The following is a 16,607-nucleotide window of genomic DNA, read 5'->3' on the forward strand; positions in this document are numbered from 1 at the left end:
CATGCTCGTTACTAAACGTGCAGGCAAATGGGTGGCGGAATTTTAATGAGCAAAGTTTAACCTGTCAACCTTAACTCATCGTAAGGCAGCAGATAACTGCCTTACGATTTCTTAATCCATTGATTAAGTTGAGATTATTGGTTTCCAGAGATATCTGCGTTAAGTGCATCAGTTAGTGCTTGAGTTGCCTCTTCAGCGCTTACTGTTTGCTCTTCAACGATTTCACCTTGCTTGCGACGGTTCAAACGGTCTTGGTGATACGCAAAGCCTGTACCAGCTGGGATCAGACGACCCACGATTACGTTCTCTTTAAGACCACGAAGCTCATCGCTCTTACCATTTACAGCTGCTTCAGTTAGGACACGTGTTGTCTCCTGGAATGACGCTGCTGAGATGAAAGATTCGGTTGCAAGTGACGCTTTAGTGATACCCATTAATTGGATTTCAAATTTAGCTGGGATCTTGCCTTGCTTTTCAAGCTCACGGTTCGCGATATTTACGCGTGCCACTTCAACTTGTTCACCGGCTAAGAACTCAGTGTCACCGCCGTCAAGGATGATACATTTACGTAGCATCTGACGAATAATTGTCTCAATGTGCTTGTCATTGATCTTAACGCCTTGCAAGCGGTAAACCTCTTGCACTTCGTTAACGATGTAGTTAGCTACATGAGTTACACCACGTAGGCGTAAGATGTCATGTGGTGATTCTGGACCATCGGCGATAACCTCACCTTTAGACACTTGCTCACCTTCGAACACGTTAAGTTGACGCCATTTAGGGATCATCTCTTCGTATGCGTCACCCTCAGCTGGAGTGATTACAAGACGCTTCTTACCTTTAGTTTCTTTACCGAAGCTAATAGTACCTGTGATTTCTGCAAGGATTGCAGGATCTTTCGGTTTACGTGCTTCGAATAAGTCAGCTACGCGAGGTAGACCACCCGTGATGTCACGAGTTTTCGAACCTTCTTGCGGAATACGTGCAAGTACGTCACCTGGGTTTGCAGTTGCACCGTCTGTTACTTCAATCGTTGTGAATGAAGGTAGACGTGTTTCTTGCAGACCACGCTCATCGCTTTCGATGATTAGTTTAGGTTCTTTCGCATTCGCTTTACCTAAGTCTTTAACAACCACACGTGTTAAACCAGTTAACTCGTCTGTTTGTGCTTCGGTATTTGAGTCATCAATGTCGCTGAACGAGATTTTTGACTTGTGCTCAAGAACGATTGGGTGACTATGCGGATCCCAAGTTGCAACGATATCGTTACCTTGAACTTCTGCATTATCTTGTACCGTTAACACCGCACCGTAAGGAACTTTATAACGCTCTTTCTCACGACCAAAGCTATCGATGATAGTGATCTCTGTTGAACGAGACGTGATAACAATCTTACCGTCTGTGTTTAATACGTACTTCGCATTGTGTAACTTCAATGTACCGTTAGTTTTAACTTGTACACTGTTTTCAGCAGACGCTCGAGATGCCGCACCACCGATGTGGAAGGTACGCATCGTAAGCTGTGTACCCGGCTCACCGATTGATTGTGCCGCGATAACACCTACTGACTCACCTGGGTTGATGATGTGGCCACGCGCAAGGTCACGACCGTAACACTTAGCACATACACCAAAGTCATTATCACAAGTGATTACTGAACGAACGCGTACTTCATCCACTGAGTGCTCTTCTAAAAGGTCACACAGTTTTTCGTCAAGCATGATGTTACGCTCAACAAGTACTTCGTTTGTACCAGGGATTAATACATCTTCAGCAACAACACGACCAAGAACACGTTCGCGAAGTGCTTCTACAACGTCACCACCTTCGATAAGCGGTTTCATTGTTAAGCCATCTTCTGTGCCACAATCGTCTTCGTTGATTACTAAGTCTTGTGCAACGTCTACTAGACGACGCGTTAAGTAACCCGAGTTTGCTGTTTTAAGTGCTGTATCGGCAAGACCTTTACGCGCACCGTGCGTCGAGATGAAGTACTGTAGTACGTTTAGACCTTCACGGAAGTTCGCCGTGATTGGTGTCTCGATGATTGAACCATCTGGACGTGCCATTAGACCACGCATACCCGCTAACTGACGGATCTGAGCGGCGCTACCACGTGCACCTGAGTCTGCCATCATAAACACTGAGTTGAATGAAGATTGCTCTTCTTCTTCGCCTTTCGCGTTGATTACAGTGTCTTTTGATAAGTTCGCCATCATCTCACGTGATAAGTTTTCATTTACACGTGACCAGATATCGATAACTTTATTGTACTTTTCACCAGCCGTTACAAGACCTGATTGGAATTGTTGGTTGATTTCAGTTACTTCAGCTTCCGCTGATTCAATGATTTCTGCTTTAACCGGTGGGATAACTAAGTCATCGATACCGATTGAAACACCTGACTTCATTGCGTAGTGGAAACCGGTGTACATTACTTGGTCAGCAAAGATAACAGTATCTTTAAGACCTAGACGACGGTAACACTCGTTTAATAAGCCAGAAATTTGTTTCTTACCTAGGGCTTGGTTGATTAACTCAAACGGCATGCCTTTAGGTAGGATTAGTGAAAGAATCGCACGACCTACTGTTGTTTCAACAATAGATACTTGCTCAACTGCATCACCATCTTCAGAGCTAATAGTCTCACTGATACGTACTTTTACGCGTGCATGTAACTCAGCGTTACCGCTGCGGTATGCTTTTTCAGCTTCTTTAGGATCTTTAAATACAGTACCTTCGCCTTTCGCATTGATGCGATCACGCGTCATGTAGTAAAGACCTAATACAACGTCCTGTGAAGGAACGATGATTGGCTCACCATTCGCTGGAGATAGGATGTTGTTTGTAGACATCATTAGAGCACGTGCTTCTAACTGTGCTTCAAGCGTTAACGGTACGTGTACCGCCATTTGGTCACCATCGAAGTCAGCGTTGTACGCCGCACAAACTAATGGGTGTAAATGGATCGCTTTACCTTCGATAAGCACAGGTTCGAACGCTTGGATACCCAAACGGTGAAGTGTTGGTGCACGGTTAAGTAATACTGGATGTTCACGAATTACTTCGTCTAATACATCCCATACTTCTGCCACTTCACGCTCAACCATCTTCTTAGCTGCTTTGATAGTCGTAGCCATGCCGCGACGCTCTAGTTTGCCATAGATAAATGGTTTGAATAGCTCAAGTGCCATCTTCTTAGGAAGACCACACTGGTGTAGTTTAAGCGTAGGACCTACTGTGATTACAGAACGGCCAGAGTAATCTACACGTTTACCAAGTAAGTTCTGACGGAAACGACCTTGCTTACCTTTGATCATATCAGCAAGCGATTTAAGAGGACGTTTGTTAGAACCTGTGATCGCACGACCGCGACGACCGTTATCAAGTAGCGCATCTACCGCTTCTTGTAACATACGTTTTTCGTTGCGTACGATAATGTCTGGTGCTGCTAGATCTAATAGACGCTTAAGACGGTTATTACGGTTAATAACACGACGGTAAAGGTCATTCAGATCAGAAGTCGCAAAACGACCACCGTCTAGTGGTACTAATGGACGTAGATCAGGTGGAAGTACTGGAAGTACAGTCATGATCATCCACTCAGGGTTGTTACCTGATTGGTGGAAAGATTCCATTAATTTAAGACGTTTAGTGATCTTCTTACGCTTAGTTTCAGAGTTAATTGTTGGTAACTCTTCACGCATTTCAGCAATTAATTGGCCAAGATCAAGTTCACGAAGCAAGTCTAATACTGCTTCAGCACCCATCTTCGCTTCAAACTCATCACCGTGCTCTTCAAGTGCATCTAGGTACTCTTCTTCACCTAAAAGCTGACCACGCTCAAGCGTTGTCATACCAGGCTCAGTTACTACGAATGATTCGAAGTAAAGTACGCGCTCAATGTCACGAAGTGTCATGTCTAGCATTAAGCCGATACGTGACGGTAATGATTTTAAGAACCAAATGTGCGCAACTGGGCTAGCAAGCTCAATATGACCCATACGGTCACGACGCACTTTAGTCAGCGTTACTTCAACGCCACACTTTTCACAAATAACACCACGGTGCTTAAGGCGCTTATATTTACCACATAAACACTCATAATCTTTCACTGGGCCGAAGATACGGGCACAGAATAAGCCGTCGCGCTCAGGCTTGAAAGTACGGTAGTTGATTGTCTCAGGTTTCTTTACTTCACCGTATGACCATGAACGAACCATATCTGGCGAAGCAAGACCAATGCGAATTGCATCGAATTCTTCGGTCTTATTTTGTTGCTTCAGAAACTTAAGTAAGTCTTTCACCTTAGCTCTCCTGTCGGAGGTTAATCTTGAGGGCGAACCAATCGCCCCTACATTCTATTCGGCCTAACAGGTGCGGCTTACGCCGCACCTAAATGGCTTAATTTTCTTCCAACTCGATGTTGATACCCAGTGAGCGGATTTCTTTCAACAATACGTTGAACGATTCTGGCATACCTGGTTCCATCTTATGGTTACCATCTACGATGTTCTTATACATCTTAGTACGACCGTTCACGTCATCCGATTTCACTGTTAGCATTTCTTGTAGAGTATATGCAGCACCGTATGCTTCTAGTGCCCACACCTCCATCTCACCGAAACGCTGGCCACCGAACTGAGCTTTACCACCCAGCGGCTGCTGAGTAACAAGGCTATAAGAACCAGTTGAACGTGCGTGCATCTTGTCATCAACCAAGTGGTTAAGTTTCAGCATGTACATGTAACCAACAGTTACTTGACGTTCAAACTGATCGCCAGTACGGCCATCATAAAGTGTAACTTGACCGCTTCTTGGATAACCACCAAGCTCTAGTAAGTCTTTGATCTCGCTTTCACGAGCACCATCAAAGGCTGGAGTTGCGATCGGTAAACCACCTTTCAAGTTTTCAGCTAAGCGACGAACTTCATCATCAGAGAACGAGTCGATATCAACTTTCTGACGACAATCACCTAATTCGTAAACTTTCTTAACGAAGCTACGGATTTCGTGCAGTTCACGCTGCTCTTTCATCATTTCTTCTAAGCGCTCACCCACACCACGTGCAGCAAGACCCATATGTGTTTCTAGGATCTGACCGATGTTCATACGTGATGGTACACCTAGCGGGTTCAGAACGATGTCTACCGTACGACCTTTGTCATCGTATGGCATATCTTCTACTGGTACGATAGTCGAGATAACACCTTTGTTACCGTGACGACCCGCCATCTTATCACCCGGTTGGATACGACGTTTAACAGCTAGGTATACTTTAACAATCTTAAGTACGCCTGGTGCTAAGTCATCACCTTGAGTGATCTTACGACGTTTGTTTTCAAACTTCTTATCGTATTCAGCTTTAAGCTCATCGTACTGAGCAGCTAGTTGCTCAAGTTCAGCTTGCTTGTCTTCTTCAGCAAGGCTTTGCGTAAGCAGCTTTTCAGCATTTAGTGATGCAATTGAATCTGCGCTCAGACCTGCGTCAATAAGTAACTTACGAGCACGGTCTAATACACCAGCTTCTAAGATACGGAACTCTTCGTTGAAGTCTTTCTTCGCTTCGCGAAGCTGCATGTCTTCAACTTCTAACGCACGCTTATCTTTTTCAACACCGTCACGGGTGAAAACTTGTACGTCGATTACAGTACCAGTTACAGAGTTTGGTACACGTAAAGAGCTGTCTTTAACGTCTGACGCTTTCTCACCGAAGATAGCACGTAGTAGCTTTTCTTCAGGTGTTAATTGCGTTTCGCCTTTCGGAGTCACTTTACCTACTAGGATATCGCCGCCTTTAACTTCAGCACCGATATAAACAACGCCTGATTCATCAAGCTTGCCTAGTGCAGATTCACCTACGTTAGGGATATCTGCTGTGATCTCTTCTGGACCTAATTTAGTATCACGTGCGATACATTGTAGTTCTTGAATGTGGATAGTCGTTAGACGATCTTCTTGAACTACGCGCTCAGATAGTAGGATTGAATCCTCGAAGTTATAACCGTTCCATGGCATGAATGCCACGCGAAGGTTTTGACCAAGTGCTAAGTCACCTAAGTCAGTCGAAGGACCATCTGCTAATACGTCACCACGTGTTACCGGCTCACCAACCATACAAGTTGGCTTTTGGTTAATACATGTATTTTGGTTTGAGCGTGTGTACTTAGTAAGGTTGTAAATATCGATGCCCGCTTCACCTGGAATACGCTCATCTTCATGTACATTTACAACGATGCGGCTTGCATCCGCATACATTACTTCACCACCACGCTTAGCAACGATAGTTACACCAGAGTCTTTTGCTAGTGTAAGCTCAATACCTGTACCTACCAGCGGCTTGTCCGCGATAAGTGTTGGTACTGCTTGACGTTGCATGTTTGAACCCATCAATGCACGGTTAGCATCATCGTGTTCTAGGAACGGGATAAGTGCTGCCGCTACAGAGATCACCTGTTGTGGTGATACGTCCATATATTGCTGATCCATTTTGCCCATAAAGGTTGATTCACCTTTGTGACGACATGGAATTAGTTCATCAACAAACTCATTGTTTTCGTTCAAGTTTGAGTTCGCCTGAGCGATAACAAACTGACCTTCTTCAATGGCTGATAAGTAATCTACTTCATCAGTAACTACACCATTTACCACTTTACGGTAAGGTGTTTCTAAGAAACCATAGTCATTCGTACGTGCGTACGTAGACAATGAGTTAATTAGACCGATGTTTGGACCCTCAGGCGTTTCGATTGGACATACACGACCATAGTGAGTTACGTGAACGTCTCGAACTTCGAAGCCAGCGCGTTCACGTGTTAAACCACCCGGGCCTAATGCAGAAATACGACGCTTGTGCGTTACTTCTGAAAGCGGGTTATTTTGGTCCATGAACTGTGATAACTGAGATGAACCGAAGAACTCTTTAACCGCTGCCGAGATTGGCTTAGCGTTAATTAGATCTTGTGGCATTACAGCGTCAAGGTCACCTAAGCTTAAACGCTCACGTACAGCACGCTCAACACGTACTAGACCAACGCGGAATTGGTTCTCAGCCATTTCGCCAACACTACGGATACGACGGTTGCCTAAGTGGTCGATATCATCAACATCGCCAACACCGTTACGAATAGCGATAAGCACTTTCATAACAGCTACGATGTCTTCTTTCGATAATGTGCCAGGGCCTGTATCAGTGTCATAACCTACACGGCTATTGAACTTCATACGACCAACTGTTGATAAATCGTAACGTTCTTCAGAGAAGAACAAGTTATCAAATAAGGCTTCAGCCGCGTCTTTCGTCGGTGGCTCGCCTGGGCGCATCATGCGATAAATTTCTACTAATGCTTCTAAACGGTTGCTTGTTGTGTCGATACGTAATGTATCTGACATGTAGGCGCCGCTGTCCACTTCGTTGATATATAGTGTATCAATCTTAGTGTGACCTGCTTTAACCAATTCAGCCATTAGCTCAAGTGATAGCTCATCATTCGCATTTGCGATGATCTCACCCGTTGATTCGTCAACGTAGTTTCTAGCTACAACACGACCAATGATGTACTCATGAGGTACTTCTAATTGGTTAATACCTTTTTTCTCGATGTTCTTGATGTGACGCGCAGTAATACGACGACCCGCTTCAACAAGGACTTCACCGTCATCGCTCTTGATATCAAAAGCGGCAGTTTCACCACGTAAACGTGAAGGTACAAGTTCCATAAGAACTTTACCGTCAGTAACTTCAAACGCAGTAGTATCAAAGAAGATATCTAGGATTTCTTCTGTAGAGAACTCTAGTGCACGTAAGATAATAGACGCCGGTAATTTACGACGACGGTCAATACGTACATATAGGTTATCTTTTGCATCAAACTCGAAGTCTAACCATGAACCACGGTAAGGAATTACACGCGCGTTATAAAGTACTTTACCTGACGAGTGAGTTTTACCGCGGTCGTTATCAAAGAATACACCAGGGCTACGGTGTAGCTGAGAAACGATAACACGCTCTGTACCATTAATTACAAAGGTACCGGTATCAGTCATGAGCGGAATTTCGCCCATGTAAACTTCTTGCTCTTTAATGTCTTTAACTGTGCCTGGTGCTTCTTTGTCCATCACCACAAGACGCAATTTTACGCGAAGTGGAGCAGAATAAGTCACACCGCGAATTTGACATTCTTTTACATCGAATACTGGCTCACCAATACGATAACTTACGTATTGAAGCTCAGAATTTCCCGAGTAGCTTTTGATCGGAAACACAGAACGGAAAGCAGCTTCCAAACCGTGATCGCCATCAGCGTCAGGGACTAAGAATTTTTTAAACGATTCTAACTGCGTCGACAGTAAGAAAGGTATATCCAAAACTTGTGGACGTTTACCAAAATCCTTACGGATACGTTTCTTTTCAGAATAAGAGTAAGCCATGGGGTTCCTCAGCTTGCTGATCTTTGACCCGACCTGTTCTTGTAAGAACAGACTTAACTGGCATCTATGCCAAGATGTACAACATTAAATTGTTGTTCTATTTTGCTCTGCCACTTTCAACACCAAAAGAGGTAACAACTTGAAAGTAAAGAGAAAATTAGATTTTATTTGCGCTACAGGATTGTGTCGCTCTATAGCGCAAAAAGGCCGGTGATTAAATAATCACCAGCCCTTGCCTGATTTCTCAGGCAGCGAACCTAGCGTAAGCTAGATTACTTGATCTCAACTTCAGCACCAGCTTCTTCAAGATCTTTCTTAAGTGCTTCAGCTTCTTCTTTAGATACACCTTCTTTGATAGGTGCAGGAGCTGATTCAACAAGTGCTTTAGCTTCTTTAAGGCCAAGACCAGTTGCACCACGTACAGCTTTGATAGCTGCAACCTTGTTAGCGCCAGCGCCAGCAAGGATTACGTCGAACTCAGTCTTCTCTTCAGCAGCTTCAGCAGCTGGACCAGCAACAACAGCAGCAGCTGCAGTTACACCGAATTTTTCTTCCATTGCTTCAACTAGAGCAACAACGTCCATTACTGACATTTCAGCAATAGCATCAAGGATTTGGTCTTTAGTTACAGACATTACAAATTTCCTAATTATTACGGACTAATTTTAGTCCAAAAAAAATATTACACCGAAAGTGAACAAAAAAACAGCTTAAAATTAAGCAGCTTGCTCTTCTTTCTGTACACGTACTGCTTCAATTGTTTTACACAATTTACCTGCAGACGCTTCTTTCATAGCGCTCATTAAGCGTGCAACAGCTTCGTCGTAAGTAGGTAGAGTTGCTAGCATAGCTGCGTCTACTACGTTACCTTCAAATGCAGCCGTCTTAACTTCGAATTTCTCGTTCTTCTTCGCGAAATCTGAGAAGATACGCGCAGCAGCACCAGGGTGCTCTGAAGAGAAAGCGATTAAGCTTGGACCAACAAATGAGTCAGAAAGGCACTCAAAATCTGTACCTTCAACAGCACGTTTAGCTAGAGTGTTACGAACAACTTTCATCCATACACCAGCTTCACGAGCTTCTTTACGAAGGGCAGTGATAGCACCAACTGTTACACCACGAGAATCTGCAACAACTGCAGAAAGAGCACCAGTGGCTGCTTCGTTGACTTCAGCAACAATTGCTTTTTTGCCTTGAAGATTTAAAGCCATGGGTGTTACTCCTGGTTTAATGGGTCGCCGATATTGGCTTCCCTGTTCTACTCTTCCCCATCAATGATGGAGATGCTTTTTACGGCGAGAGCCAGAAGATTAGGAAAAATCTATCTGGGGATTCACACCGTCTACGTAGGTAAAATGATTAAGGCCTAGGGCCGCCTACGGTCTTGGACGGAAGCCCAATTTATCGTTTTTACCCGAAGGCATTACGAAATTATGGACTTCAACCCGAATTCTTTACTTGTTTTGAAATTAACTTTCTCAACAAAATGGCGCAAAATTATAGTTCAAATTTCACGCCATGTAAACTCTTAATTAAGCAACAGTCGTGCTTAGTGAGTTTTGGTCAACAGCAACACCTGCACCCATTGTTGTAGAGATAGTTACTTTCTTCACGTAAGTACCTTTTGCTTGAGAAGGTTTAGCCTTCTTAAGCGCAACAATAAGAGCTTCAAGGTTTTGTTGAAGTTGCTCAGCAGTGAAATCAACCTTACCGATAGTAGTATGGATGATACCGTTCTTGTCGTTACGGTAACGAACTTGACCTGCTTTCGCGTTTTTAACTGCTTCTGCAACGTTAGGCGTTACAGTACCAGTTTTAGGGTTTGGCATTAGACCACGTGGACCTAAGATTTGACCTAGTTGACCAACAACACGCATAGCGTCTGGAGATGCAACAACAACGTCAAAGTTCATCTCGCCTTTCTTAACTAGATCAGCAAGATCTTCCATGCCCACTAATTCAGCACCAGCTTCTTTCGCAGCGTCTGCGTTAGCGCCTTGTGTGAATACAGCAACACGAACTTCACGACCAGTACCGTTAGGTAGTACAGTAGCACCACGAACGTTTTGGTCAGATTTACGAGCATCGATACCAAGGTTAACAGCAACGTCAACACTTTCTACGAATTTAGCTGTCGCTAACTCTTTTAAAAGAGCAACTGCTTCATTGATTTCGTAATCTTTAGTCGCATCCACTTTTTCGCGGATTGTACGCATACGTTTAGTTAATTTTGCCATTATCTTAGTCCTCTACGTTCAAGCCCATCGCACGCGCAGAACCTGCGATAGTGCGAACCGCAGCGTCCATATCAGCCGCTGTAAGGTCAGGTCGTTTTGTCTCAACGATTTCTTCAAGTTGAGCACGTGTAACTGTACCCACTTTTTCAGTGTTAGGACGGCCTGAGCCTGATTTGATGCCTGCAGCTTTCTTAAGTAAGTAAGCAGCCGGTGGAGTTTTCATTTCGAACGTGAAAGAACGGTCACCGTAAACAGAGATCACTACAGGAACTGGAGCGCCTTTTTCGATAGACTCTGTACGTGCGTTGAACGCTTTACAGAATTCCATGATGTTTACACCGTGTTGACCTAGTGCTGGACCTACTGGAGGACTAGGGTTAGCCATACCAGCGGCAACTTGTAGCTTGATAATAGCTTCAACTTTTTTAGCCATAATAAATACCTCATTTGGTGGGTCATAGCCTTGTGCGCGCGAGGACGCGTACTCTAACGGCTTCCCAGTTTAAAAATTGGTTCTCACTTTTTGTGATAAAAACAAGTCGCAACTTGCCGTAACACAAAAAGGCCGCTGATTATAAGTTAATCAGCGGCCTTTTTCAAGCTTATTGCCAAAATATTAAACGATTTTGGCAGCTTTAATTTTTTACTTACTTGTCTTGTTCAACTTGACCAAACTCAAGCTCAACAGGTGTCGAACGACCGAAGATAAGCACAGACACTTTTACGCGGCTCTTTTCGTAATCCACTTCTTCAACAACACCGCTGAAGTCTGCAAACGGACCATCGATAACACGAACAACTTCACCAGGCTCAAATAATGTAGCCGGCTTAGGTGCTTCTGAGTTTTCTTGAAGACGGTTTAAGATGCGGTCAGCTTCTTTTTGGCTAATTGGCGCAGGACGATCAGACGTACCACCAATGAAGCCCATAACACGTGCTGTGCTATTTACTAAGTGCCAGCTTGCATCGTTCATGTCCATTTGAACTAGTACGTAACCTGGGAAGAATTTACGCTCAGATTTGCGCTTTTGACCTGCACGCATCTCAACAACTTCTTCAGTTGGTACTAATACTTCACCAAAACTATCTTCCAAACCTTCGATCTTGATATGCTCAAGAATGGTTTGTGCTACACGCTTCTCATAACCAGAGAAAGCTTGTACTACGTACCAACGTAGTTTCTTTTCGTTCTTCTCATCCGACATGGGATTAGATCTCCAATCCAGTTAAAAAGCCTACTGCGCGGAATAAAATGCCATCTAATCCCCAAAGGATAAGTGCCATAATCACAGTTGCAACCATTACAATTAATGTCGTATGTGTTGTTTCTTGGCGTGTTGGCCACACAACTTTACGTACTTCGATACGTGCTTCTTTTGCAAATGCAATAAAAGTACGACCTTTTTCAGTTAGTGAGGCAATGCCTAAACCCGCTGCAACAGCAACCACTACACCAATAGCACGTAATAATACAGATTGGTCTGCATACATGTGGTTACCAACGACTGCGCCTGCTAGTAGCGCAATAGCTACAATCCACTTTACTGAATCCATCGCATTCGATGGAGTTTCTACATTCGTGCTCATAATATTTTTACCTTAACTACAGACACAACAACCCTGCGCACTGGCAGGGTTAATCCATTAAAATCTAAACTTAAAAACAGACTTGTTTAAACCGATTTTTAATTTCAGACTTCACACATTGTGTAAAAGTGGCAGGGGCGGAGAGATTCGAACTCCCAACCGTCGGTTTTGGAGACCGCTGTTCTACCAATTGGAACTACGCCCCTGCAAAGTGGATGCCTATTATACTTACGCAATTCATTAACACAAGTGTAAAAGATACCCATAAGTTAAATTCTCACCTGCTGAATTAAAAATCAATATTAACATTGATTAAAAAGCAGTTTATCATCAACCCGATATAGGAACAATTACAATAAATGGACGTTCAATTTGACTGCTCAACATAGCCTATTATTTCGTTTTTTTTGCTCTATTACGCTACTGATTTGTTACTCAGTCAGCGCTCGTCCTCTGCATTTAAGTAGCTTCGATAGTCAACAAGGGCTAAGCCAAAACTCCATCAATTGTAGTATCAACGATGCACAAGGGTTCACGTGGTTTGCAACCCAAGGTGGTTTAAATCGATTTGATGGTTACGAATTTAAACGTTTTAAAGCAACGGGCTTAAAAGGCAGTATTTCAGGTAATTGGGTCACCGCATGTCTACAAGATAAAAATAATCAGCTTTGGTTTGCCACTGCAAGTAAAGGATTAAACCGCTTAGATACAACAACAGGGCAATTCAGCACATATACTTCGTCCAGCTCACTGCTGCCGCTTAGCGATGATAAAATCTGGTCAATGGCGTTTGATAAGTTCGACAACCTGTGGCTTGGCCATGAACAAGGTAAATTAACGATGTTTAATTTACCTAAACAGCAGGTTGAACATTTCCAAATCAAGCTCTCAGGTAATCCAAATATTGTTATTCGCGATATAGTTACAAGCAATAACCAGTTGTGGCTTGCCACCAGCCATGGCTTAATAAAGTTCAATAGTGTTACAAAACAGTTTGAGCAGCATGCCACTATCACCTCGGCACTATGGCACATCAACCTTTTAGCAAACCAGCAACTTTTGGTAGGCGCTAAACACGGCTTATACCTGCTCGACCCAAAAAACGACACGACCAATGAGATTGCACGATTTAATGGTGTCTGGATCACTGATAGTTTAATTGATAGCAGTAATAATCTTTGGATCACAAGTTATGGAAAAGGCATTTATTTTATTGAAGCAGACAAAAATATTCATCAGGATATAGTGCAATATCGACATGACGCACAACTGACAAACTCGTTGAAAAGTGATTATTTATTGTCAGTTTATCAAGATCCTCAAGGCGTTATATGGATTGGTAGTGATGGCTTTGGGGTGCAGCGCTACAATCCTTCTCAACAGCAATTTTCTCATCAAACAAAAACTCTCAACGCTGATTCTCTAAGCCACAACTTTATTCGCGCTATTATCAAGCGCAGCAATGGCCAATTGTGGGTAGGTACTCGCGACGGGCTTAATCTACGAACTGAAAATGGCTATAAAAACTATAAGTCTCAACTCCCTAATAGTAATATTTTTGCTCTACACGAAGATAATAAACAGCAATTATGGGTAGGAACCTATGGTGGCGGGTTACTTAAATACCAACAAGACAGCGATGACTTTGCGGTCTTCTCGATGCAAAGTCATCAGTTAAGCAGTAATCGTGTCTACGCAATTGCGAGTGACGGTAACGATATACTTTGGCTTGGCAGCAACCAAGGCCTTACCCGCTTTGACCCGAGCACAGGAAGTGTCCGCCACTTCCAACATGACCCTACTCGTAACAGCCTAGCTAACAACACTGTTTTTACACTCGCTTATGATCATGATGACAATGCGCTTTGGATAGGCACGCGTGCTGGACTCAACAAGTTAGATATAGACACAGAGCACTTTACACTCCTTAATGATCGTTCTTCTTCAGTAGAACAAAATGCGCTCAGCCATAATATGGTCACCTCTTTATTACTGGATAATAAAAACACTATTTGGGTTGGCACTATGCAAGGGCTAAATAAAGTCGACAAACAGACCTTTGCCGTTAAGCACATAACAGAGCAACATGGTCTGGCAAATGACAATATTTTTGATATTTTAGCTGACAAACAGGGTTACCTTTGGCTTGCTACAAATGGTGGCTTATCCCGCTATCAACCGCATACCAGCAAAATACAGCAATTTTTACCCGAACAAGGTATTCAGCATCAATCTTTTATCCTCGGCGCGAGCTTTCAAGCTGCTGATGGCGAACTCTATTTTGGTGGCATCAATGGCTTTAACCACTTTTATCCTGAGCAGTTAGATTTAACTCATACGCCACCTACCCCAGTTTTAACTGAGTTGCTGCTCAACAACCAAGCGATTGAGACGCGTTACTTTGATCAGCAATCTGATTTGCTTATAAATGCCACTAACACGCTTTCTCTGCCGCAATCATCTGGAGTTATCGGGTTTAAGTTTAGCGCTCTACAAAATCCAGCAAGCCCAAACCATTATCAATATGGCTATAAATTAGCAGGTTTTGATGAGCAGTTTCTCTATACAGACGCAAGTCTTCGCCAAGTCAATTACCCACAACTCCCTGCTGGGCAATATGAACTACTAATTAAAGCAAAAGATCAGTATGGGCAATGGAGTCAAACCAAATCTTTATTAGCACTGACCGTTGTGCCGCCTTGGTGGCAAAGCCCCATTGCATACGTGGTTTATTTTCTTGCCGTATTGAGCGTGGCTTGGTCACTATTAAATGCAATTTACAAACGCAAACTAGCTGAGCAAGACAAACAAAAAGAAGTGGCGTTAAACAAATTAAAAGATCAGTTCTTAGATAACATTAGTCATGAGCTAAAAACGCCCCTGAGTTTAATTCTTGCCCCTGTCAGTCAGTTGCAACAGCAACATCAGGACACGCAATCACAAACACACCTTGCGAGTATTAAACGCAACAGCCAACGGTTACTTGAACTTATTAATCAATTACTGCAATTAAGCAAACGACCAAGTACTGCTGTGTACACTGTTTCTCCATATTCATTAGCACGTTTTTTAACCGAGCTTACGCAAGACTTCGCCCCGCTATTTGCGCAAAAAAACTTACAGTTTAGTTTTCAAGATAATGATCATTTATTATGTGCGACTAATATTGCACCTAATCACGCCCATTCTATTTTTAGTAACTTAATCAATAACGCCTTAAAGTACACTCCTGAAGGTGGCAGTGTCAGCGTAAGCCTAACGGTTAATCAGCAACAAGCCATAATAAATATAACCGACACCGGAATAGGTATTGCTGTTGAGGATCAGCATCAGGTTTTTAAGCGCTTTACACGTGTAGCGTCCATCGAATCAGGCAGTGGTATCGGCCTAACATTAGTAAAACAACTTGTGGAAGCATATGGAGGAGAAATAACACTTCACAGCGAGATAGGTAAAGGTAGCTGCTTTAGTGTTTCATTGCCGGTTGTTATGAACACCAACCAGAGCAAAACGACCTTAGAACATCGCAATGCTAAACAAACCCTTCTCATTGTTGAAGACAATCATGATATGACACAGCTACTGCTCAGCTTATTTAATCAAGAATTTAACTGTCTTTGTGCTGCTGATGGCCAACACGCGATTTCCCTTTGCCAAGATGAATTACCAGATCTCATTATTAGTGATGTGATGATGCCAGTTATGGATGGTTATCAGCTACTGGCTAAACTACGTGAAAATCCTGCCACCAGTCATGTCCCAGTGTTACTTTTATCTGCAAAAGCAGATACGCAAAGCCGCTTAAAAGGGCTTGACTTGTTAGCTGATGACTATTTGAGTAAGCCTTTCGAACCGACTCTTTTGATCAGCCGCGTTAAAAGTCTGATAAGTTTACGCCAGCTATTAAATCAACACTTAACTGCACAACTAGCCGCCCCCATAGCAACGAGCCCCACAGAGACCATGGTAGTGCAAAACAAAGACTACTGCTTTACTGAAAAACTCAAGCAAGTGGTGTTAGCCCACTATCAAGATGAAGGATTTTCAGTTGAACAGCTTGCCGCAGCAATGTGTATGAGTGCTCGCGCATTACAGCTGAAGATGAAATCACTCTACTCCCTCACTCCTTCAGATTATTTACGTAATACACGCATTGAACTAGCAGCAAAGCAGCTTATTAATAGCTCATACTCAATAGGTCAAGTTGCCCAAAATAACGGTTTTAGTTCACAAAGCTACTTCGCAAGAAGCTTCAAAGTGCAATATGGGATCTCACCAAAGCAATACCGAGAAAAATATACAAAACAAGCAGATTTTCGCGTCAGTGAATAAAGTTTTCGTATGAGTACTATT

9 protein-coding genes and 1 tRNA gene are annotated in these 16,607 nt (G+C 43.1%); 1 reads left to right on the plus strand and 9 read right to left on the minus strand.

Annotated features, from left to right (window positions below):
• Positions 1-134 precede the first annotated feature (134 nt).
• The 9 genes from rpoC to E5N72_RS00710 form a co-directional block, all read right to left on the minus strand.
• Positions 135-4,307, minus strand: coding sequence for a DNA-directed RNA polymerase subunit beta' (rpoC, locus tag E5N72_RS00670; RefSeq protein ID WP_135922806.1), 4,173 nt, complete (start codon positions 4,305-4,307; stop codon positions 135-137).
• A gap of 97 nt (positions 4,308-4,404) precedes the next feature.
• Positions 4,405-8,430, minus strand: coding sequence for a DNA-directed RNA polymerase subunit beta (rpoB, locus tag E5N72_RS00675; RefSeq protein ID WP_135922807.1), 4,026 nt, complete (start codon positions 8,428-8,430; stop codon positions 4,405-4,407).
• A gap of 272 nt (positions 8,431-8,702) precedes the next feature.
• Positions 8,703-9,065: a 50S ribosomal protein L7/L12 gene (rplL, locus tag E5N72_RS00680; protein ID WP_135922808.1), complete on the minus strand. Its 363-nt coding sequence runs from the start codon at positions 9,063-9,065 to the stop codon at positions 8,703-8,705.
• 81 nt (positions 9,066-9,146) lie between these two features.
• Entirely contained in the window at positions 9,147-9,641 is a 495-nt protein-coding gene (gene rplJ, locus E5N72_RS00685; RefSeq protein WP_135922809.1) for a 50S ribosomal protein L10, read from the minus strand.
• Between the two features lie 321 nt (positions 9,642-9,962).
• Complete coding sequence (rplA, locus tag E5N72_RS00690; protein WP_135922810.1) at positions 9,963-10,667, minus strand: 50S ribosomal protein L1; 705 nt, start codon at positions 10,665-10,667, stop codon at positions 9,963-9,965.
• 4 nt (positions 10,668-10,671) lie between these two features.
• Positions 10,672-11,100, minus strand: a complete 429-nt coding sequence (gene rplK / locus E5N72_RS00695) for a 50S ribosomal protein L11 (protein WP_036971575.1) — start codon at positions 11,098-11,100, stop codon at positions 10,672-10,674.
• 214 nt (positions 11,101-11,314) lie between these two features.
• Positions 11,315-11,872 (minus strand): transcription termination/antitermination protein NusG, encoded by a 558-nt coding sequence (nusG, locus tag E5N72_RS00700; protein WP_036971577.1) that lies wholly within the window; start codon positions 11,870-11,872, stop codon positions 11,315-11,317.
• A 4-nt stretch (positions 11,873-11,876) separates the two neighbouring features.
• Entirely contained in the window at positions 11,877-12,254 is a 378-nt protein-coding gene (gene secE, locus E5N72_RS00705; RefSeq protein ID WP_135922811.1) for a preprotein translocase subunit SecE, read from the minus strand.
• Between the two features lie 129 nt (positions 12,255-12,383).
• Positions 12,384-12,460 (minus strand) — tRNA-Trp (locus tag E5N72_RS00710).
• Between the two features lie 166 nt (positions 12,461-12,626).
• Here E5N72_RS00710 and E5N72_RS00715 point away from each other — a divergent pair.
• A complete protein-coding gene (locus E5N72_RS00715) occupies positions 12,627-16,586 on the plus strand; it encodes a hybrid sensor histidine kinase/response regulator transcription factor (RefSeq protein WP_135922812.1) in 3,960 nt (1,319 codons plus the stop codon).
• The last annotated feature ends 21 nt before the right edge of the window (positions 16,587-16,607 follow it).

It is taken from the genome of Pseudoalteromonas sp. MEBiC 03607 (genome assembly GCF_004792295.1).
GTDB lineage: Bacteria > Pseudomonadota > Gammaproteobacteria > Enterobacterales > Alteromonadaceae > Pseudoalteromonas > Pseudoalteromonas lipolytica_C.

Bases quoted from the DNA above. Each gene is read 5' to 3' on its own strand.
- rpoB (WP_135922807.1), bottom strand. From the start codon at position 8,430: ATGGCTTACTCTTATTCTGAAAAGAAACGTATCCGTAAGGATTTTGGT.
- rplL (WP_135922808.1), bottom strand. From the start codon at position 9,065: ATGTCTGTAACTAAAGACCAAATCCTTGATGCTATTGCTGAAATGTCA.
- rplJ (WP_135922809.1), bottom strand. From the start codon at position 9,641: ATGGCTTTAAATCTTCAAGGCAAAAAAGCAATTGTTGCTGAAGTCAAC.
- rplA (WP_135922810.1), bottom strand. From the start codon at position 10,667: ATGGCAAAATTAACTAAACGTATGCGTACAATCCGCGAAAAAGTGGAT.
- rplK (WP_036971575.1), bottom strand. From the start codon at position 11,100: ATGGCTAAAAAAGTTGAAGCTATTATCAAGCTACAAGTTGCCGCTGGT.
- nusG (WP_036971577.1), bottom strand. From the start codon at position 11,872: ATGTCGGATGAGAAGAACGAAAAGAAACTACGTTGGTACGTAGTACAA.
- secE (WP_135922811.1), bottom strand. From the start codon at position 12,254: ATGAGCACGAATGTAGAAACTCCATCGAATGCGATGGATTCAGTAAAG.